Origin of the sequence: Streptomyces sp. NPDC001851 (assembly GCF_040297165.1) — a bacterium.
In the GTDB taxonomy this organism is placed as follows: Bacteria; Actinomycetota; Actinomycetes; order Streptomycetales; family Streptomycetaceae; genus Streptomyces.
The window spans coordinates 193,833-211,392 of record NZ_JBEOYR010000010.1; the positions used below are offsets into that span (position 1 = coordinate 193,833).

Genomic DNA, 17,560 nt, shown 5'->3' on the forward strand with positions numbered 1-17,560 from the left:
CGCCGGAGGCGCACCGTGAGCCGACCTCACGTCGTGATCGTCGGCGCCGGATTCGCCGGGTACCGGGCCGCCCGCACACTGGCCCGCCTGACCCGCGACCGGGCCGACCTCACCCTGCTCAACCCGACCGACTACTTCCTGTACCTGCCGCTGCTGCCCCAGGTCGCCGCCGGCGTCCTGGAGGCCCGCAGGGTCACCGTGTCGCTGCCGGGCACCCTGCGCGGGGTGCGGCTGGTGCTCGGCGAGGCGGACCGCGTCGACCTGGACGGGCGCACCGTCCACTACACCGGCCCGGAGGGCGGCACGGGCACCCTCGGGTACGACCGGCTGGTGCTCAGCGTCGGCAGCGTCAGCAAACTGCTGCCCGTCCCCGGGGTCGCCGAGCACGCGCACGGCTTCCGCGGGCTGCCGGAGGCGCTGTACCTGCGGGACCACGTGACCCGGCAGGTGGAGCTCGCCGCCGCCGAGACCGACGCGAAGACCGGCGCCGCCCGGTGCACGTTCGTGGTGGCCGGGGCCGGCTACACCGGTACCGAGGTCGCCGCCCACATGCAGCTGCTCACCGACCGGCTGGCGCGCCGGAACCCGCTGCCCGCCGGGACACGGCCCCGCTGGCTGCTGCTGGACGTGGCGGAACGCGTGCTGCCGGAGCTGGACCGGCGGCTGTCCCGCACCGCCGACCGGGTGCTGCGGGCGCGAGGGGTGGACGTACGGACGGGTACGTCGGTGAAGGAGGCCACCCATGACGGGGTGCTGCTCGACGACGGGGAGTTCGTGCCGACCCGGACCCTGGTGTGGTGCGTGGGCGTACGCCCGGACCCGCTGGTGGAGGCCGTCGGGCAGCCACTGGAGAGGGGCCGGCTGATCGTGGACCCGCATCTGCGGGTGCCGGGCCGGCCGGACGTGTTCGCCTGCGGCGACGCGGCCGCCGTACCGGACCTGGAGCGGCCCGGTTCGTTCACCCCCATGACGGCCCAGCACGCGTGGCGGCAGGGCCGGGTGGCGGGGGAGAACGTCGCCGCCTCGCTCGGCCTCGGCCGGCGCCATCGGCCCTACCGGCACCACGACCTGGGTTTCGCGGTCGACCTCGGCGGGGGGCGGGCCGCCGCCAACCCGTTCGGCATCCCGCTGTCCGGTCCGGCGGCCGGCGCGGTCACCCGCGGCTACCATCTGGCCGCGCTGCCCGCGGGCCGCGCCCGGGTGGCCGCCGACTGGCTGCTGGACGCCGTACTGCCGGGCCAGGCCGTCCAGTTGGGCCTCGTCCGCTCCTGGTCGGTCCCCCTGGACACGGCCTCCCCCGAACTGGCCCGCGTCCCCACCGGACCAGCCCGATCCGACCGACCGGACCAGCCGGAGGCACCGGGACGGCCGGGCGGCGCGCAGCGCGCCGAGGGGTCGGGACGGCGGGGCGGCGCGGAAGGCGCGGAAGGGCCGGGGCCGTCGGGCGCGCGGGATCGTGCGGGCGGGCCGGGAGGCGCGGGTGGAGCGCATCGCGCGGAGAAGCCGGCGGGGGCGGCCGGGCCAGGCCAGGCGGGTGGGCGGGGACCGTCGGGCGGCGCGGAACGCACGGTGGAGCCGGGGTGGTCGGGCGGACCCCAGCGGACGCAGGGCCCCACACGCGCAGGCGGCCCTGAGCCGATGGGCGAGCCGGCAGCCACCGTGCGCCGGGACCACCCCGCACCCGGGCCCGTCAGAGGTATGGATCCGTCGGATCACCCCGCCCCCGGGCCCGTCAGGCGTATGGATCCGCCGGATCACCCCGCCCCCGGCCCGGTCCGGCGTACGGATACGCCCGAGCATCCTGCTCCCGGCCCGGTCAGGCGTTCCGATGCCCCAGGCCACTCTTCCCGCAGCCCGGTCAGGCGTACCGATCCGCCGGATCACCCCGCCCCTGGCCCGGTCAGGCGTACCGATCCGCCGGATCACCCCGCCCCTGGCCCGGTCAGACGAACGGATCCGCCCGGCCATCCTGCCCCCGGCCCGGTTCGGTGTACCGATCCGCCCGATCACCCCGCCCCCGGCCCCGTAAGGCGCGCCGATGCCCCCGGCCACCCCGCCCCCGGTCCCGGCCCCGTCAAGCGGGCCGGCCCTCCGGACTCCGCTGCCCGGTGACCGGGCTGCCTTGAAGGGCTGGTCGGTGTCCATCGGGCCGTGCCGCCCCTCGGACCACACTCGACTCTGTGCAAGGAGACTCATGAACACCGCCGAACTCGCAGAACTGGGACAGCAGTTGCGCGTGGACAGTGTGCGGGCGTCCGCCGCCGCGGGATCCGGGCACCCCACCTCCTCGATGTCCGCCGCCGACCTGATGGCCGTCCTCCTCGCGAACCATCTGCGCTACGACTTCGAACGCCCCGAACACCCCGCCAACGACCGCTTCGTACTGTCCAAGGGACACGCCTCCCCGCTGCTGTACGCCGCGTACAAGGCGGCCGGTGCCATCGAGGACGGCGAGCTGCTCACCTTCCGCAGGATCGGCAGCCGGCTCGAAGGGCATCCGACGCCCCGGCGGCTGCCCTGGGTGGAGACGGCCACCGGATCACTCGGCCAGGGCCTGCCGGTCGGCGTCGGCATCGCCCTCGCCGGAAAGCGCCTGGAGCGCACCGGCTACCGGGTGTGGGTGCTGTGCGGCGACAGCGAGCTGGCGGAGGGCTCGGTGTGGGAGGCCGCCGAACACGCCGGGCACGAGCACCTGGACAACCTGATCCTGATCGTGGACGTCAACCGGCTCGGCCAGCGCGGCCCCACCCGGCACGGCCACGACCTGGACGCCTACGCCCGCCGCTTCCAGGCCTTCGGCTGGCACACCGTCGAGATCGACGGCCATGACGTCGACAAGATCGACCGGGCCTACGGCGAGGCGCTGTCCACGGCCGGGCAGCCCGTCGTGATCCTCGCCCGCACCCTCAAGGGCAAGGGCGTCGCCGCCGTCGAGGATCTCGAAGGCCACCACGGCAAGCCGCTGCCGGACGCCGAGGAGGCCATCGCCGAACTCGGCGGACCGCGCGAGCTGCACGTCAGGGTCAGCGAGCCGCCGGCCGCCGCCGCGCTGCGCGACCTGACCACCGAGGTGCTCCAGCTCCCGCGCTACGACGAGGGCGACGAGGTCGCGACCCGGGACGCCTTCGGCGCGGCCCTCGCCGCACTCGGTACCTCCCGCGGCGACGTCGTCGCCCTGGACGGCGAGGTCGGCGACTCCACCCGCACCGAGGAGTTCGCCAAGGCGCACCCCGAGCGGTTCTTCGAGTGCTACATCGCCGAGCAGCAGCTGGTCGCCGCGGCGGTCGGCATGGCCACCCGGGGCCTGCTGCCGTACGCCTCCACCTTCGCCGCGTTCCTCACCCGCGCCCACGACTTCGTGCGGATGGCGTCCATCAGCGGCTCCGGCATCAACCTGGTCGGCTCGCACGCCGGTGTCGCGATCGGACAGGACGGCCCCTCGCAGATGGGGCTGGAGGACCTGGCGATGTTCCGCTCCGTGTACGGCTCGACCGTGCTGTACCCGTGCGATGCCAACCAGACCGCCCGGCTGGTCGCGGCCATGGCCGGCCTCGACGGCATCCGCTATCTGCGCACCTCGCGGGGCAAGACGCCGGTGATCTACGGCCCCGACGAGGAGTTCCCGGTGGGCGGCAGCAAGACGCTCGTCAGCAGTGAGGAGGACCGGCTGACGGTCGTCGCGGCCGGGGTCACCGTGCCCGAGGCACTCGCCGCGGCCGACCGGCTCGCCGAGGACGGCATCCCGGTGCGGGTGATCGACCTGTACTCGGTCAAGCCCGTCGACGTGGACACGCTGCGCCGGGCCGCCGAGGAGACCGGCTGCCTGCTCACCGTGGAGGACCACCACGCCGAGGGCGGCCTCGGCGACGCCGTCGCGGAGGCCTTCGCCGACGGCCGGCCGGTGCCCCGCCTGGTCCGGCTCGCGGTGCGGACCATGCCGGGTTCGGCGGCGCCCGACGAGCAGCTGCACGCGGCCGGCATCGACGCCGTGGGCATCGCGGCGGCGGCCAAGCTGCTGGTGGAGGAGGCGGTCGTGCGATGAGCGACCCCGGCGCGCGGACCCTGCGGGCGGGCCGCCGTTCGGTGGTGATCCAGCGGGCCGGGAAGGTGCTCTTCCCGGGCCGCGGGGGCGCCGAGGAGTACACCAAGGGCGACCTCGCCGACTACTACCGGTCCGTCGCGCCCCACCTGCTGCCGCACCTGCGGGGCCGTCCGCTGATGCTGGAGCGGTATCCGGACGGTGTCGACGGGCAGCGGTTCATGCAGAAGAACACGCCCGAGCACTACCCGGACTGGATCGAGCGGGCCGAGGTCGCCAAGGAGGGCGGCACCGTCACGCACGTCGTCTGCGACGACACCGCCACCCTGCTCTACCTCGCCGACCAGGCCTGTCTCACCCTGCACCGCTGGCTCTCGCGCACCGACCGGGCCGGCGGCGCCGACCATCCCGACCGGCTGGTCTTCGACCTCGATCCCCCCGGCGACGACTTCGCCCGGGTCCGTGAGGCGGCGGGATGGCTGCGGGAGCTGCTGGAGGAGCTGGGGCTGCCCGCCGCGCCCATGACCACCGGCTCGCGCGGACTCCATCTCGTCGTCCCCCTCAACGGCCGCCACGACTTCGACGACGTCCGCGGATTCGCCCGCGACGTGGCCGAGGTGGCCGCCGCCGGGCACCCGGACCGGCTCACCACCGCCGCCCGCAAGCAGGACCGCGGCGACCGGCTCTACCTCGACGTGCAGCGCAACGCCTACGCGCAGACCGCCGTCGCCCCGTACACCGTCCGGGCCCGCCCCGGCGCCCCCGTCGCCGTACCGCTCGCCTGGGAGCAGCTGGACGACCCCGGGGTCGACGCACGCCGCTGGACGATCGCCGACGCCCTCGACCAGGCCCGCACCGGCCCCTGGGCCGGCCTGCCGAGCCGCGGGCGCGGCCTGGGCCCCGCCCGGAGGCGGCTCGCGGACATCCGCTCCTGAAGGTTTGGCCAGGGGATGAGCGGCCACCCGCAGGGGGAGGTGGCCATGTCGAACACAGAAAACACATCCCAGTCACAGAGTTCACGGGAAACCCAGGACTCACAGGAGCCACAGAACGACACGCGGAGCAAGGCGGAAGAGCGGCGGCCGGCCCTCATCGAGGTGCTGCGCCAGGCCCGGACCCAGCTCACCGAACTCACCGGGCTGGCCCCTGAGTCGGTGACCTCCTTCGAGCAGACCGAGGACGGATGGGTGCTTGAGGTGGAGGTCCTCGAACTCGCGAGGGTGCCGGACACGATGAGCCTGATGGCGAGCTACCAGGTCGAGCTGGACGGCGACGGCCAGCTCACCGGTTACCGGCGCGTTCGCCGCTACGAACGCGGGCGGGCCGACGCGCGCCGCCCCGGCGGCCGGTAGGCCGCCGCACCCTCTGCCGCGTCCGCGCAGCCACCGTGGCACCGACTACTCAGGAGGAGGAACGGCCGGCATGACCGTTGTCCCGGCACAGCAGACCGGAGGCGGAGGCGGCAGCAGCGGCCTCTACGACGTACTCGAACTGGTCCTGGACAGGGGACTGGTGATCGACGCCTTCGTGCGGGTCTCCCTGGTCGGCATCGAGATTCTGAAGATCGACGTACGGGTCGTGGTGGCCAGCGTCGACACCTACCTGCGGTTCGCCGAGGCGTGCAACCGCCTCGACCTGGAGGCCGGACCCCGCAAGAGCCCGGGGCTGCCCGACCTGGTCGGCGAGATCACCGAGTCCGGTGCCCGCGGCAAGTCGAAGGGCGCCCTGTCCGGAGCCGCGGAGACCATCTCCGACGCCTTCAAGCAGGCCCGCGAGGAGGGCGGCGGGGCCCGCTCGCGCCGCGAGGAGAGCGGCGAGACCCGCCCCCGTAAGTCCACGGCCCGCCGGAAGGAGGAGCAGGAGTGAGCACCTACGTCTACGGGATCACCGCCCGTTCGCACCCCGCCCTCCCCGAGGGCATGACCGGCGTGGGCGAGCCCGCCCGGCCGGTACGCATCCTCACCGCGGGGGAGCTGGCCGCCGTGGTCAGCGACGCCCCCGAGGGGCTGCGGGCCAAGCGCCGCGACCTGCTCGCGCACCAGAACGTGCTGGCCGAGACCGGCGCGGGCGGCTGTGTGCTGCCCATGCGGTTCGGGAACGTGGCCCCCGACGACGACACCGTCGTCCACGTGCTCGGCGAGCGTGCCGAGCACTACCTGGAGCGGCTGAAGGCCCTGGACGGCAGGGTCGAGTACAACGTCAAGGCCCACCACGTCGAGGAGGCCGTCCTGCATCGCGTGATGGCCGAGAACGCCGAGATCCGCTCCCTCGCCGAGGCCAACCGGCGCAGCGGCGGGGGCAGTTACGACGAGAAGCTGCGCCTCGGTGAGATGGTCGCGGCCGCCGTCAAGGCCAAGGAGGCCGCGGACGCCGCCGAGGTGCAGGCCGAGCTGGAGCCGGCCGCCGCCGCGGTCAGCGCCGGCCCGCAGTCCACCGGCTGGCTGCTGAACGTCTCGTTCCTGGTGGCCCGGGACGCGGCCGAGGACTTCCTGGCCGCCGTCGAGCGGGTCCGCGCCGGCCACCCCCATCTGGAGCTGCGCGTCAACGGCCCGCTGCCGCCCTACAGCTTCGTCGAGCCCGGTCCCGCCCAGCCGGCGGCCGACACCGCGGGCGCGGAGACGGGCGTGGACACCGGGGCCTAGGCGACGGGACCGGCCCCGACGGAAGGAGGAGTCCATGGGACTGATCAAGGAGGTGCTGCTGCTGCCCTTCGCACCGGTGCGCGGCAGCGGCTGGGCGATCGGCCAGGTACTCCGCGAGGCGGAACGGATCTACTACGACCCCGCCACCGTACGGGCCGAACTCGCCCGCCTGGAAGAGCAGCTGGAGGCGGGCGAGATCACCGAGGAGGAATTCGACCGGCGCGAGGACGAGCTGCTCGACCGGCTGGAGATCGCCCTGCGCTCCGGCTACACCACTGGTGACGGGACGTGATGATGAACCGCACGGCACTGGGCCTCGCCGTAGGGGCCGGATATCTGCTGGGACGTACGAAGAAGCTGAAAGTGGCGCTCGCGGTCGGCTCGCTGGCCGCCGGCAAGAAGCTGAACCTCAGCCCCGGGGCGCTCGCGGCGATGGCGCGGCAACAGCTGCGCGACAACCCTCAGTTCAAGGAGATCGGCGATCAGCTGCGCCAGGACCTGAGGGGTGTCGGCAAAGCCGCGTCCGGGGCGATGGTCGAGCGGCAGATGAGCACGCTCGCCGACCGGCTGCACGACCGTACCTCCCAGGTGCGCGACCAGCTGTCCGGGGCGCTGCCCGCGGCCGGCTCCGACGAGGAGCAGGAGGAGGACGGAGACCGCGAGGGGGAGGAGAACGACCGCGAGCCCCGGGAGGAGAGCGCTGAGGAGGCCGGGCGGCAGAAGCCGTCCGGCAAGAAGGCGGCCAAGAAGGCCCCGCCGAAGAAGACCCCTGCCAGGAAGGCCGCGGCGAAGAAGACGGCCCCCGCGAAGAAGGCGGCGGCCGGGAAGACCGACGCGGCCCGCAAGACGGCCCAGAAGAAGGCGGCCGGCACGCACGGTGCGCGCTCGTCGAAGGGCGGCGATGACCGATGACCGACACCCTCGGATCCGCGGCGTCCACGGCCGGCAAGGCCACAGGCGCCGCGAAGGACAACCCACTCGCCGACCTCGCCCACAGCGAGGCCGCCGACCGGCTGAAGGCCGAGGCCCAGGAGTACCTGTCCGCCCAGGCCCAGCGGTTGCTCACCGGCCTCGGCCGCAAGCTCGGCGAGACCACCGTCAAGCTCAACGACATCGCCGAGGGCAAGAGCCCGGGTTTCGCCAAGCTCGCGCTCGACGGCGGCCGCAAGCTCGCCGAGGGCAAGGGCCCCCTGCGCTCCGCGCTGGAGCTGGGCGGTTCCCGCATCAAGGAGAACGTGACGAACGCGGTCAGGAACCTGGGCGGCAGCAAGGGCAAGAAGGGCGGCGCGGGCAAGAAGCCCACCGTCATCATGGAGTCCGTCGACGTCGGCGTACCGCTGCGTACCGCCTACGACCAGTGGACCCAGTACAAGGACTTCAGCGGCTTCGCCAAGGGCGTCAAGAGCGCGAACCGCGCCGACGACACCCACTCCGACTGGCAGGCGAAGGTGTTCTGGTCCAGCCGTAGCTGGAAGGCGCAGACCACCGAACAGATACCCGACTACCGCATCCAGTGGACGTCGGAGGGTGCCAAGGGCACCACCAAGGGCGTGGTCTCCTTCCACCGTTTGGAGGAGAACCTCACCCGCGTCCTGCTGGTCATGGAGTACTACCCGACCGGCCTGTTCGAGAAGACCGGCAATCTGTGGCGCGCCCAGGGCCGCCGGGCCAGGCTGGACCTGAAGAACTTCGCCCGTTTCATCACCCTGAAGGGAGAGGCGGAGGACGGCTGGCGCGGCGAGATCCGCGACGGCGAGGTGGTCCGCAGCCACGAGGACGCGGTGGCCGAAGAGGAAGAAGAGGCAGAGGAAGAGCGGGAGCCCGAGGAGTACGAGGACGAGGAGGAAGAGGAAGAAGGGGAGGAAGAGGAGGAACCTGAGGAGTACCGGGACGAGGCGGAAGAGCCCTACGAGGAGGAGGAACCCCCCGAAGAGGGCGGGGAAGAGGAGGAGGACGAGGAAGAAGAGGGGGAGGAAGAGGACGAGTACCCGGACGAGGAAGAGGAAGAGGACGAGGAAGGCGTGGAAGAAGAGGAGCCTGAGTACGCCGGGCGCAGGAGTCGTCGATGACGACGCCCAGCCGGTTCCCCGAGCCGTACGGCCACAGCAGCGGAGCCAACCTCGCCGACATCCTGGAGCGCGTGCTCGACAAGGGCGTGGTGATCGCGGGTGACATCCGGATCAATCTGCTCGACATAGAACTGCTGACCGTCAAGCTCAGGCTCATCGTGGCCTCGGTGGACAAGGCCAAGGAGATGGGCATCGACTGGTGGGAGAGCGACCCGGCTCTCTCCTCCCGGGCCCGCCGTGACGAGCTGACCCGGGAGAACGCCGAGCTCAGAGAACGGCTGGCCCGGCTGGAGGAGCTGGAGCCGGGCCATGTGCCGAAGGAGGCGCCATGACCGGACTGCGCTACGTCTACGCCGTCTGCCGCCCCTTCGGGACGCCCCTGCAGTCCCAGCTCACGGGCGTCGGGGGCGCCCCGCCGGGGCTGCTGCACCACCACGGGCTGGTCGCGGTCGTCAGCCAGGTCCCGGAGGCCGACTTCGGTGAGGAGGCCCTCAAGGCCCACCTGGAGGACCTGGACTGGCTGGCCGCCACCGCCCGCGCGCACCAGGGGGTGATCGACGCGCTCACCACGGTCACCACCCCGCTGCCGCTCCGGCTCGCGACCGTCTTCCGGGACTGCAGCGGGGTGCGCTCGATGATCGAGGCCCGCGAGGACGACTTCCGGCGCATCCTCGACCGGCTGGACGGCCGGGTCGAGTGGGGCGTGAAGGTCTATCTGGAGCCCGAGCCCGCCGAGACGGCCCCCGCCGGGCCCGCCGTCGCCGCGAAGCCCGCCAGCGGCCGGGACTATCTGCGCCGGCGGCGCGAGAGCAGCCACGCCGAGGAGGAGAAGTGGCAGCGCGCCGAGGGGTTCGCCCGGTCGCTGCACGAGCGGCTCTGCCGGTACGCCGAGGATTCCCGGACGCACCCCCCGCAGAATTCCGCGCTTTCCGCGACGCCGGGCCGCAACGTCCTCAACGCGGCCTATCTCGTCCCGCGCATGCATTCCGAGGAATTCGTGGAACTCGTGGACCGCACAAAGGACGAGGCACCCGGAATCCGGGTGGAACTCACCGGGCCCTGGGCCGCCTATTCGTTCACGGGGGAGGCCGGGACGTGACCGTCGTGGAACGGCGCGAGATCGCACTCGTCGACCTGCTCGACCGGCTGCTGGCCGGCGGTGTCGTCGTCACCGGCGACATCACCCTCAGGATCGCGGACGTCGACCTGGTCCGCATCGACCTGAACGCCCTGATCAGCTCGGTGAACGAGTCGGTCCCCTCACCCTTCGCACTGGTTCCGCTCCCGCCCGAGGAGGCCCTGTGACCCCGCGCAACCGGCTCGACCTGGAACCCGACACGGTCGAGCGCGACCTGGTGAAACTGGTCCTCACGGTGGTGGAACTGCTGCGCCAGCTGATGGAACGGCAGGCCGTGCGCCGCTTCGACACCGGTGAGCTGACCGAGGAGCAGGAGGAGCGGATCGGGCTCACCCTGATGCTCCTGGAGGACCGGATGGCCGAGCTGCGCGAGCGCTACGGACTGCGGCCCGAGGACCTGAACCTGGACCTCGGGCCGCTCGGGCCGCTGCTCCCGCGCGGCTGATCACCTCACCACCGGTACCAGCGGCCCCTGCCGCCACCCGCGGTGGTGCTGCGGACCAGGAAGCCCAGCAGCCAGACGACGAGCACCGCCAAGGCAATCCACCAGAGAATCTTCACCGCGAATCCGACCCCGAAAAGAATCAGCGCCAGAAGCAGTACCAGCAGGATGGGAACCATAGTGACCTCCTGCAGTCCGGGTTTCCCGAATTCCGGCAGTCAGGCTTCCTTACGGCACAGAATCTCCCCGTGCAGGACCGCGAACCAGCCGTCCTCCCGCCGTCCCCACTCCCGCCAGGCCTCGGACACCGCCCGCAGCCGGTCCCCGGTCGCGAGACCGCCCCGCGTGGCCCGCTCCGCGTAGGCGGAGGCCAGGGTCCGGTCCGCCCACAGACCGCTCCACCAGGCCCGCTCCTCAGGCGTGGCGAACGTCCAGGTGCTGGAGGTGGCCGTGATGTCCGTCAGCCCGGCGGCCAGCGCCCACGCCCTCAGCCGGCGCCCGGCGTCGGGCTCGCCCCCGTTGGCGCGGGCCACCCGCGCGTACAGATCCAGCCAGTCCTCCAGTCCGGGCACCGCCGGGTACCAGGTCATCGCCGCGTAGTCCGCGTCGCGTACGGCGATGAACCCGCCCGGCCTCGTCACCCGGCGCATCTCGCGCAGCGCCTGCACCGGGTCACCGACGTGCTGGAGCACCTGGTGGGCGTGGACCACGCAGAAGGTGTCGTCCGGGTAGTCCAGGGCGTGCACGTCGGCGACCGCGAAGTCCACGTTGGCCAGACCCCGCGCGGCGGCGGTGGCCCGGGCCTGCTCCAGGACGCCCGGCGCCCGGTCGACGCCGGTGACACGGCCGTCCGGGACCCGTTCCGCCAGGTCGGCGGTGATGGTCCCGGGCCCGCAGCCGATGTCCAGGATCCTCATGTGGGGCTTCAGGGAGCCGAGCAGATAGGCCGCGGAGTTCTCGGCGGTCCGCCAGGTGTGCGACCGCAGCACCGACTCGTGGTGCCCGTGCGTGTAGACGGCGGTCTCCCGCGCTTTCGGCATGGCTGTTCCCCTTCACCCTCGTCGCCGCCGTCACGGCGGGCCGGTACGCGTCACCGTACGCGGGCATGCCGAATAATGAGATCCCCGTACCATGATCCGGACTGACGGGTTGTCAAAGTGCCGTCCGCAGCGGCCGGTAGACCGTCAGGGCCTCCGGCAGCTTCTCCACCGTGAGCTCGTCCGACACCGCCGTCACCTCGCCGTCGTACGCCAGCGGGGTACCCGGTGCGATGCCGCTGAGCCGGAGCCGGTTCACCTGCACCGCGGCGTGCTCCGGGGACCGGGTCAGCGGGCCCGCCGCGGCGGCGGCCAGCAGCCGCAGCGCCGGCCGGCGACCGCCGTGCACCACCCGCACGTCCAGCAGCCCGTCCGCGAGATCGGTACGCCGGCCGGGCGCGAGCCCCATCCGGTGGTAGACGCCGTTGCCGACGAACAGCAGCCACAGCGGCCGCCGTGCACCGCCCACCTCCAGCTCCAGCGGATGCCGGTCCGCGCGCAGCACCCGCAGCGCGCCCAGCACCCCGGCCGGCCAGCCACCGATCCGGCGCGACCAGCGCGCCCGCTCGCGCACCAGCTCCGGGTACACACCCAGGCTCAGCGTGTTCAGGAACAGGCCCTCACGGTCGCCGCTCCGGTACCGGCCCGCGTCCACCCGCACCGCCTCGCCGTGCCGCACCGCACGGGCCAGATCGCGTTCGTCCTCCACGCCCAGGTCGTAGGCGAAGTGGTTGAGGGTGCCGCCGGGCAGCACCGCGAGCGGCAGGCCGTGCCGCAGGGCGATCCGGGCTGCCGTGTTCACCGTGCCGTCGCCGCCGCACACGCCCAGCACCCGCGCGCGGGCCGCCGCCTTCGCCAGCTCGTCACCGACCTCCTCCGGCGCACACTCGACGAGCTCCGCCTTCGGCAGCGCCGCCTGCAGCGCCCGGACCCGGTCGGCGCTGCCCGAACCCCGGTTGGCGACCATCACCAGACCGTCGCCCTCCGGCAGCGCGGGCGCCCCGGCACGCGGCCGGGCCGGCCGCCGCACCTGGGCGCGGGTCGGCACCAGCCGCCGTACCAGGAACGCCGCCCCCGCGCCGAGCGCCGCCCCGGCCAGCACATCGCTCGGGAAATGCACCCCCGTGTACACCCGGGACGCCGCCACCGAGAACGCCACCGGCACCACCGCCGCCCCCCACACCGGGGACTCCAGCGCGACCCCGGTCGCGAAGGCGGCGGCCGACGCGGCGTGCCCGGACGGGAAGGACGTGGTGATCGGCTGCCGCTTCAGCTGCCGCACCAGCGGCACCGGGTCCAGTACCGGCCGCGCCCGGCGCACCGAGCGCTTGCCGATCGTGTTGATGGCCAGCGAGGCCACGCTGAGCGAGGCCAGGCCCCGGGCAGCCGCCCGGCGGGCCCTCGGGGTGCGGCTCGCGGCCATCACGGCGGCCGTCGCGAACCACAGCACGCCGTGGTTCGCGCTCCGGCTGAGGCGGGGCAGCACCCGCTCGGCGCCGGGCCAGTGCCAGGCGGCGGCCGCCTCGAACAGCCGGCCGTCCAGATCCAGCAGCCGGCACAGCGGGCCGTGGCCGGTCGTACGCGCAGTAAGGTCCAGGTCTGGGCTCATGGGGTGCGGTTACCCTGAAGTGCCCGCTTCTTGTTCCCGCCCGCGCCGGGGTCCGGCCGGCGCGCAAGGAGTTTCCCGCATGCGCCTGCTCCTCGTCCGCCACGGCGAGACGCCGTCCAACGTGGACCAGCTGCTGGACACCGCCGTGCCCGGACCCGGCCTCACCCCGCTCGGCCAGGCGCAGGCCGCCGCACTGCCCGAGGCGCTCGCCGGCGAGGACATCGAGGCCGTCTACGCCTCCCCGCTGCTGCGCACCCGGCTCACTGCCGCCCCGCTGGCCGCCGCCGTCGGCCTCCCGGTGCTCGTCCGCGACGGCATCCGCGAGGTGTCCGCCGGCGACCTGGAGATGCTGCCCGGCGAATCCGCCGAGGGCCGGGAGTACATGCGCACCGTGTTCGCCTGGGCGGCCGGCGACACCGCGCTGCGCATCCCCGGCGGGGAGAGCGGCGAGGAGGCCCTCGCCCGGTACGACGCCGTGATCGCCGAGGCCGCCGCGAGCGGTGCCCGTACCGTCGCGATGGTCAGCCACGGCGCCGCGATCCGCATGTGGACCGCCGCCCGGGCCGCCAACGTCGACGTCCCCTTCGCCGCCGCCCGCCCCCTGAAGAACACCGGCGTGGTCATCCTCAAGGGCTCCCCGCCCGACGGCTGGAAGGCCCTCTCCTGGGAGGGCGCCACGGTGGAACCGGCCGGCGAGAGCGGCCCGGCGGGGGAGCCGGTGGAGACGGCGGGCCGACGCCCCGCCCCGGGACCGCCCCGGCTCCGCGCACCCTCCCGTCAGGACCGGCCCGCCCCCCGTCAGCGCCGCCCCGCCCGTTAACCGTTTGCCGTTCACCCGCCTCCACCCGGAGAATGCCTGGCCATGGGACATCTGGAAGCCGCGCACCTGGAGTATCACCTCCCCGACGGGAGGACCCTGCTCGGGGACGTGTCCTTCCGGGTCGGAGAAGGGGCCGCCGTCGCGCTCGTCGGTCCGAACGGCGCAGGCAAGACCACCCTGCTCCGGCTGATCTCCGGCGAACTGAAGCCGCACGCCGGCACCGTCACCGTCAGCGGCGGCCTCGGCGTGATGCGCCAGTTCGTGGGCTCCGTACGCGACGAGACGACCGTACGCGACCTCCTCGTCTCCGTCGCCCCGCCCCGCATCCGCCAGGCGGCGAAGGCCGTCGACGACGCCGAGCACGCCCTCATGACCGTCGACGACGAGGCCGCCCAGCTGGGCTACGCGCAGGCCCTCGCCGACTGGGCCGAGGCCCGCGGCTACGAGGCCGAGACCCTGTGGGACATGTGCACCACCGCCGCCCTCGGCGTCCCCTACGAGAAGGCCCAGTGGCGCCTGGTCCGCACCCTCTCCGGCGGCGAGCAGAAACGCCTCGTGCTGGAGGCGCTGCTGCGCGGCACCGACGAGGTCCTGCTCCTGGACGAGCCGGACAACTACCTCGACGTGCCCGGCAAGCGGTGGCTGGAGGAGCAGCTCAAGGAGACCCGCAAGACGGTCCTGTTCGTCTCCCACGACCGCGAACTCCTCGCCCGCTCCGCCGAGAAGATCGTCTCCGTGGAACCGGGCCCGGCCGGCGCCGACGCCTGGGTGCACGGCGGCGGCTTCGCCACCTACCACGAGGCCCGCCGCGAACGCTTCGCCCGCTTCGAGGAACTGCGCCGCCGCTGGGACGAGAAACACGCCCAGCTGAAGAAGCTGGTCCTGAACCTGCGGCAGGCCGCCGCCGTCAGCCACGAGATGGCCTCCCGGTACGCGGCCGCCCAGACCCGCCTGCGCAAGTTCGAGGAGGCCGGCCCGCCGCCCGAGCCGCCGCGTGAGCAGGACATCACCATGCGCCTGAAGGGCGGCCGTACCGGCGTCCGGGCCGTCACCTGCGAGGGACTCGGACTGACCGGCCTGATGAAACCGTTCGACCTGGAGGTCTTCTACGGCGAACGGGTCGCCGTCCTCGGCTCCAACGGCTCCGGCAAGTCACACTTCCTGCGACTGCTGGCCGGCGAGGACGTCGCGCACACCGGCGAGTGGAGACTCGGCGCACGCGTCGTGCCCGGCCACTTCGCGCAGACCCACGCCCACCCGGAACTCCAGGGCCGCACCCTCCTCGACATCCTGTGGACCGAGCACGCCCAGGACCGCGGCGCCGCCATGTCCAGACTGCGCCGCTACGAACTCACCCAGCAGGCCGAGCAGACCTTCGACCGGCTCTCCGGCGGCCAGCAGGCCCGCTTCCAGATCCTGCTGCTGGAACTGGCGGGCGCCACCGCACTGCTGCTGGACGAGCCGACCGACAACCTCGACCTGGAGTCGGCGCAGGCCCTCCAGGAGGGCCTGGAGGCCTTCGAGGGCACGGTCCTCGCCGTCACCCACGACCGCTGGTTCGCCCGCTCCTTCGACCGCTACCTGGTCTTCGGCAGCGACGGGCACGTCCGCGAGACCCAGGAACCGGTCTGGGACGAGCGGCGCGTGACCCGCGCCCGCTAGGGCACGCCGACGTACCGCTCCCGCCACGGGCCGACGCATGCGGAGGCCCCGGGCCCCGGATGTTCGTACAGTGGACTCAGGACCGCGAGCTCCATGGATTCCTCGATTCCTCCCGGAAACCGCTCGGGAGCAGTGCGGGCCGGGCGGGTACCCGTAGCCCATGAACGAACACGACGAGCGGGGCACCACGATGACCGGAGTCGACCCCAGCCGGCTGGACGACCAGCAGCTCATGAAGGAGCTGGAGACGATCCACCGCACGCGCCACGACACGCTGCTGTACGGCTCGAACGACGCGCTGCGAGCCCACAACGAGCGCATGGCACAGCTGGAGGGCGAATACCTGCGCCGCAACCCGCGCCGTCTGGTGAGCGCCGGACGCACCCGCGAGGGCGCCCGCGAGCGCGGCTGCGGCGAGACGGCGAGCCCCGGCGTGCCCGGCACCTGACCGGCACGCACGCACGGAACGGGCCGGCCCCCCGGGCCGGCCCGCCCGCCGGCCCCCGCAGGTCAGCCGGGCTCCCCGGCGAACACGTGCAGGAACGCCGCGCAGAACGCCTTCAGATCGTCCGGCTTGCGGCTGGTCACCAGCCGGCTGGAGCCCTGGTCGCAGATCTTCACCTGCTCGTCCACCCAGGTGCCGCCCGCGTTGCGGATGTCCGTCCTCAGGCTCGGCCAGGACGTCAGCACCCGGCCCCGTACGACATCCGCCTCCACCAGCGTCCACGGCGCGTGGCAGATCGCCGCGACCGGACGGCCCTGCTCGAAGAAGTCCGCCACGAACCCCACGGCCTTCTCGTCCATCCGCAGGAAGTCCGGATTGGCCACCCCGCCCGGCAGCACGAGACCGCCGAACGACCCCGCCGACGCCTCGCCCACCACCTCGTCCACATCGAAGGTGTCCGCCTTGTCGAGATGGTGGAACGCCTGGACCTTCCCCGGCCCCGTCGACACCAGCACCGGCTCGTGCCCGGCATCCGAGGCCGCCTTCCACGGCTCGGTCAGCTCGACCTGCTCGACGCCCTCGGGCGCCACGAGAAACGCGATACGCATGATGCTCCGTTCCCTTTCCGTTTCCCCACCGCGGCCTCTTCCGCGCCGGCGCGCCCCTTCCCCGCCCGGGCCGCCCGCCGGCACCGCCACAGCTCCTCGCCGTACGGCAGCAGCACGAAGGCGCCGATCGCCACCCCGATGCCCGCCAGATAGCCGGGCGACAACGGACGCTTGCGCGGCAGCAGCCGCCACGCGTCCGCATCCCCGCGCCCTCCCCGCAGCAGCGACCGCACCTGGTCGGCGTGCAGGCACATCAGGGAGACGAGAGCCCCGAACGGCAGCGACTCCAGAAAACTGTGGATGTGCTGCTCGACCGGCCCGACCTCGCGATCGCTGTCCACGGCCGTGCGCACGTCCCACAGCGCGGTCGCCTCATGCACCGCCGCCGCCCCCAGCTGAACGCTCAGCAGCAGCGGATTGATCCGGTAGCGCAGCGTCAGCGCGATCGGCAGACCGACCTCCGCCATCATCAGCGCGTGGATCACCGACTCCTTCGTGCCCGCGGTCTCCTCGATCCGGGTGCGCCGGTGCATCGCCCAGTCGGCGAGCCCCGGCACGAACCAGCCGGGCAGCAGTCCGTACAGCAGGAACCGGGTCGTCGCCAGCTCGACGTCGACGCCGGCCCCGCGCGCGATCTCGGCCGCCTGGCCCCGGCTCATCCGCGGCCCACCAGGGCCTCGGCCAGCTGCTGCACGTTCTCGTAACGGGCCGAGTGCGGCAACCCGGCCACCGCGTCGCCCAGCGCGGCCGGCGCGTTCCGCCGGCGCAGCATCCGCGCCAGGTCCCGCGCGGTCGCCGGGAAGCAACTACGGCTCAGGGTCCGGGCCAGCTCGGTCCGCACCCGCTCCAGCGACGCCGGCGAACCCAGTCCGCCCACAGGGCCGCTCCACACCTCCGGATCGTCGTCCGCGGCCGGCTCCGGATCGTGCCACTCCTCCACCCGTGTCGGATGCCCGGACCTCAGCAGGCCCTTCAGCTCGTGCTTCATCTCGTCGTCCCGGTGGACGCTCAGCCGGTCACTGCCTCGCTGCATGTCTCCCTCCAGGGGA

22 protein-coding genes are annotated in these 17,560 nt (G+C 73.3%); 16 read left to right on the top strand and 6 right to left on the bottom strand.

Annotated features, from left to right (window positions below):
• The first annotated feature begins 33 nt into the window (after positions 1-33).
• From ABT171_RS17190 to ABT171_RS17250, 13 genes are all read left to right on the top strand, one after another.
• Entirely contained in the window at positions 34-2,112 is a 2,079-nt protein-coding gene (locus ABT171_RS17190; RefSeq protein ID WP_503075527.1) for an NAD(P)/FAD-dependent oxidoreductase, read from the top strand.
• Between the two features lie 82 nt (positions 2,113-2,194).
• Entirely contained in the window at positions 2,195-4,042 is a 1,848-nt protein-coding gene (locus ABT171_RS17195; protein WP_351244461.1) for a transketolase, read from the top strand.
• Positions 4,039-4,974 carry a non-homologous end-joining DNA ligase gene (ligD, locus tag ABT171_RS17200; RefSeq protein ID WP_351244463.1) on the top strand — a complete coding sequence of 312 codons (936 nt, stop codon included), beginning with the start codon at positions 4,039-4,041 and terminating at the stop codon, positions 4,972-4,974. The genes ABT171_RS17195 and ligD overlap by 4 nt, the downstream gene beginning before the upstream one ends.
• Positions 4,975-5,019: 45 nt before the next feature.
• Entirely contained in the window at positions 5,020-5,391 is a 372-nt protein-coding gene (locus tag ABT171_RS17205) for a gas vesicle protein GvpO (RefSeq protein ID WP_351244465.1), read from the top strand.
• 70 nt (positions 5,392-5,461) lie between these two features.
• Positions 5,462-5,905 (top strand): gas vesicle structural protein GvpA, encoded by a 444-nt coding sequence (locus ABT171_RS17210; RefSeq protein ID WP_351244467.1) that lies wholly within the window; start codon positions 5,462-5,464, stop codon positions 5,903-5,905.
• Positions 5,902-6,681 (top strand): GvpL/GvpF family gas vesicle protein, encoded by a 780-nt coding sequence (locus ABT171_RS17215; RefSeq protein ID WP_351244469.1) that lies wholly within the window; start codon positions 5,902-5,904, stop codon positions 6,679-6,681. Before ABT171_RS17210 ends, ABT171_RS17215 begins: the two co-directional genes overlap by 4 nt.
• Positions 6,682-6,715: 34 nt before the next feature.
• On the top strand, positions 6,716-6,973 hold the full coding sequence (locus ABT171_RS17220) for a gas vesicle protein GvpG (RefSeq protein WP_351244471.1): 258 nt from the start codon (positions 6,716-6,718) through the stop codon (positions 6,971-6,973).
• 2 nt (positions 6,974-6,975) lie between these two features.
• Positions 6,976-7,593 carry a DNA primase gene (locus ABT171_RS17225; protein WP_351244473.1) on the top strand — a complete coding sequence of 206 codons (618 nt, stop codon included), beginning with the start codon at positions 6,976-6,978 and terminating at the stop codon, positions 7,591-7,593.
• Positions 7,590-8,750, top strand: a complete 1,161-nt coding sequence (locus ABT171_RS17230) for an SRPBCC family protein (RefSeq protein ID WP_351244475.1) — start codon at positions 7,590-7,592, stop codon at positions 8,748-8,750. The genes ABT171_RS17225 and ABT171_RS17230 overlap by 4 nt, the downstream gene beginning before the upstream one ends.
• Complete coding sequence (locus ABT171_RS17235) at positions 8,747-9,082, top strand: gas vesicle protein (RefSeq protein ID WP_351244477.1); 336 nt, start codon at positions 8,747-8,749, stop codon at positions 9,080-9,082. Before ABT171_RS17230 ends, ABT171_RS17235 begins: the two co-directional genes overlap by 4 nt.
• Entirely contained in the window at positions 9,079-9,849 is a 771-nt protein-coding gene (locus ABT171_RS17240) for a GvpL/GvpF family gas vesicle protein (protein WP_351244479.1), read from the top strand. The genes ABT171_RS17235 and ABT171_RS17240 overlap by 4 nt, the downstream gene beginning before the upstream one ends.
• Positions 9,846-10,055 (top strand): gas vesicle protein, encoded by a 210-nt coding sequence (locus ABT171_RS17245; protein WP_351244481.1) that lies wholly within the window; start codon positions 9,846-9,848, stop codon positions 10,053-10,055. The genes ABT171_RS17240 and ABT171_RS17245 overlap by 4 nt, the downstream gene beginning before the upstream one ends.
• Positions 10,052-10,333 (top strand): gas vesicle protein K, encoded by a 282-nt coding sequence (locus ABT171_RS17250; protein WP_351244483.1) that lies wholly within the window; start codon positions 10,052-10,054, stop codon positions 10,331-10,333. The genes ABT171_RS17245 and ABT171_RS17250 overlap by 4 nt, the downstream gene beginning before the upstream one ends.
• Before the next feature lie 5 nt (positions 10,334-10,338).
• Here ABT171_RS17250 and ABT171_RS17255 read toward each other — a convergent pair whose 3' ends face one another.
• From ABT171_RS17255 to ABT171_RS17265, 3 genes are all read right to left on the bottom strand, one after another.
• Complete coding sequence (locus ABT171_RS17255; RefSeq protein WP_351244485.1) at positions 10,339-10,509, bottom strand: hydrophobic protein; 171 nt, start codon at positions 10,507-10,509, stop codon at positions 10,339-10,341.
• Positions 10,510-10,548: 39 nt separating this feature from the next.
• Complete coding sequence (locus ABT171_RS17260) at positions 10,549-11,370, bottom strand: class I SAM-dependent methyltransferase (RefSeq protein ID WP_351244487.1); 822 nt, start codon at positions 11,368-11,370, stop codon at positions 10,549-10,551.
• Positions 11,371-11,482: 112 nt separating this feature from the next.
• Entirely contained in the window at positions 11,483-12,976 is a 1,494-nt protein-coding gene (locus ABT171_RS17265; protein WP_351244489.1) for a bifunctional phosphatase PAP2/diacylglycerol kinase family protein, read from the bottom strand.
• Positions 12,977-13,055: 79 nt separating this feature from the next.
• Between ABT171_RS17265 and ABT171_RS17270 the strand changes: the two genes are divergently transcribed.
• From ABT171_RS17270 to ABT171_RS17280, 3 genes are all read left to right on the top strand, one after another.
• Positions 13,056-13,796, top strand: coding sequence for a histidine phosphatase family protein (locus ABT171_RS17270; RefSeq protein WP_351244491.1), 741 nt, complete (start codon positions 13,056-13,058; stop codon positions 13,794-13,796).
• Positions 13,797-13,838: 42 nt separating this feature from the next.
• On the top strand, positions 13,839-15,458 hold the full coding sequence (locus ABT171_RS17275) for an ABC-F family ATP-binding cassette domain-containing protein (protein WP_351244493.1): 1,620 nt from the start codon (positions 13,839-13,841) through the stop codon (positions 15,456-15,458).
• A gap of 160 nt (positions 15,459-15,618) precedes the next feature.
• Positions 15,619-15,906 carry a DUF6158 family protein gene (locus ABT171_RS17280; RefSeq protein WP_351244495.1) on the top strand — a complete coding sequence of 96 codons (288 nt, stop codon included), beginning with the start codon at positions 15,619-15,621 and terminating at the stop codon, positions 15,904-15,906.
• Positions 15,907-15,968: 62 nt separating this feature from the next.
• Here ABT171_RS17280 and ABT171_RS17285 read toward each other — a convergent pair whose 3' ends face one another.
• Genes ABT171_RS17285 through ABT171_RS17295 form a run of 3 tightly spaced genes read right to left on the bottom strand, consistent with a single transcriptional unit; the run spans position 15,969 to position 17,544 of the window.
• Positions 15,969-16,511 carry a type 1 glutamine amidotransferase domain-containing protein gene (locus ABT171_RS17285; protein WP_351244497.1) on the bottom strand — a complete coding sequence of 181 codons (543 nt, stop codon included), beginning with the start codon at positions 16,509-16,511 and terminating at the stop codon, positions 15,969-15,971.
• The gene (locus ABT171_RS17290; RefSeq protein ID WP_351244499.1) at positions 16,460-17,170 is read right to left on the bottom strand and encodes a diguanylate cyclase; all 711 of its coding nucleotides are present in this window, start codon (positions 17,168-17,170) and stop codon (positions 16,460-16,462) included. The genes ABT171_RS17285 and ABT171_RS17290 overlap by 52 nt, the downstream gene beginning before the upstream one ends.
• Positions 17,167-17,544 (bottom strand): DUF2795 domain-containing protein, encoded by a 378-nt coding sequence (locus tag ABT171_RS17295; protein ID WP_351244501.1) that lies wholly within the window; start codon positions 17,542-17,544, stop codon positions 17,167-17,169. The genes ABT171_RS17290 and ABT171_RS17295 overlap by 4 nt, the downstream gene beginning before the upstream one ends.
• Positions 17,545-17,560: the final 16 nt, after the last annotated feature.

What these genes read in the sequence shown, in the direction of transcription:
- ABT171_RS17195 (WP_351244461.1), top strand. Translation starts at nt 2,195, where the DNA reads ATGAACACCGCCGAACTCGCAGAACTGGGACAGCAGTTGCGCGTGGAC.
- ligD (WP_351244463.1), top strand. Translation starts at nt 4,039, where the DNA reads ATGAGCGACCCCGGCGCGCGGACCCTGCGGGCGGGCCGCCGTTCGGTG.
- ABT171_RS17205 (WP_351244465.1), top strand. Translation starts at nt 5,020, where the DNA reads ATGTCGAACACAGAAAACACATCCCAGTCACAGAGTTCACGGGAAACC.
- ABT171_RS17210 (WP_351244467.1), top strand. Translation starts at nt 5,462, where the DNA reads ATGACCGTTGTCCCGGCACAGCAGACCGGAGGCGGAGGCGGCAGCAGC.
- ABT171_RS17220 (WP_351244471.1), top strand. Translation starts at nt 6,716, where the DNA reads ATGGGACTGATCAAGGAGGTGCTGCTGCTGCCCTTCGCACCGGTGCGC.
- ABT171_RS17225 (WP_351244473.1), top strand. Translation starts at nt 6,976, where the DNA reads ATGAACCGCACGGCACTGGGCCTCGCCGTAGGGGCCGGATATCTGCTG.
- ABT171_RS17230 (WP_351244475.1), top strand. Translation starts at nt 7,590, where the DNA reads ATGACCGACACCCTCGGATCCGCGGCGTCCACGGCCGGCAAGGCCACA.
- ABT171_RS17235 (WP_351244477.1), top strand. Translation starts at nt 8,747, where the DNA reads ATGACGACGCCCAGCCGGTTCCCCGAGCCGTACGGCCACAGCAGCGGA.
- ABT171_RS17240 (WP_351244479.1), top strand. Translation starts at nt 9,079, where the DNA reads ATGACCGGACTGCGCTACGTCTACGCCGTCTGCCGCCCCTTCGGGACG.
- ABT171_RS17255 (WP_351244485.1), bottom strand. Translation starts at nt 10,509, where the DNA reads ATGGTTCCCATCCTGCTGGTACTGCTTCTGGCGCTGATTCTTTTCGGG.
- ABT171_RS17260 (WP_351244487.1), bottom strand. Translation starts at nt 11,370, where the DNA reads ATGCCGAAAGCGCGGGAGACCGCCGTCTACACGCACGGGCACCACGAG.
- ABT171_RS17265 (WP_351244489.1), bottom strand. Translation starts at nt 12,976, where the DNA reads ATGAGCCCAGACCTGGACCTTACTGCGCGTACGACCGGCCACGGCCCG.
- ABT171_RS17270 (WP_351244491.1), top strand. Translation starts at nt 13,056, where the DNA reads ATGCGCCTGCTCCTCGTCCGCCACGGCGAGACGCCGTCCAACGTGGAC.
- ABT171_RS17275 (WP_351244493.1), top strand. Translation starts at nt 13,839, where the DNA reads ATGGGACATCTGGAAGCCGCGCACCTGGAGTATCACCTCCCCGACGGG.
- ABT171_RS17280 (WP_351244495.1), top strand. Translation starts at nt 15,619, where the DNA reads ATGAACGAACACGACGAGCGGGGCACCACGATGACCGGAGTCGACCCC.
- ABT171_RS17285 (WP_351244497.1), bottom strand. Translation starts at nt 16,511, where the DNA reads ATGCGTATCGCGTTTCTCGTGGCGCCCGAGGGCGTCGAGCAGGTCGAG.
- ABT171_RS17290 (WP_351244499.1), bottom strand. Translation starts at nt 17,170, where the DNA reads ATGAGCCGGGGCCAGGCGGCCGAGATCGCGCGCGGGGCCGGCGTCGAC.
- ABT171_RS17295 (WP_351244501.1), bottom strand. Translation starts at nt 17,544, where the DNA reads ATGCAGCGAGGCAGTGACCGGCTGAGCGTCCACCGGGACGACGAGATG.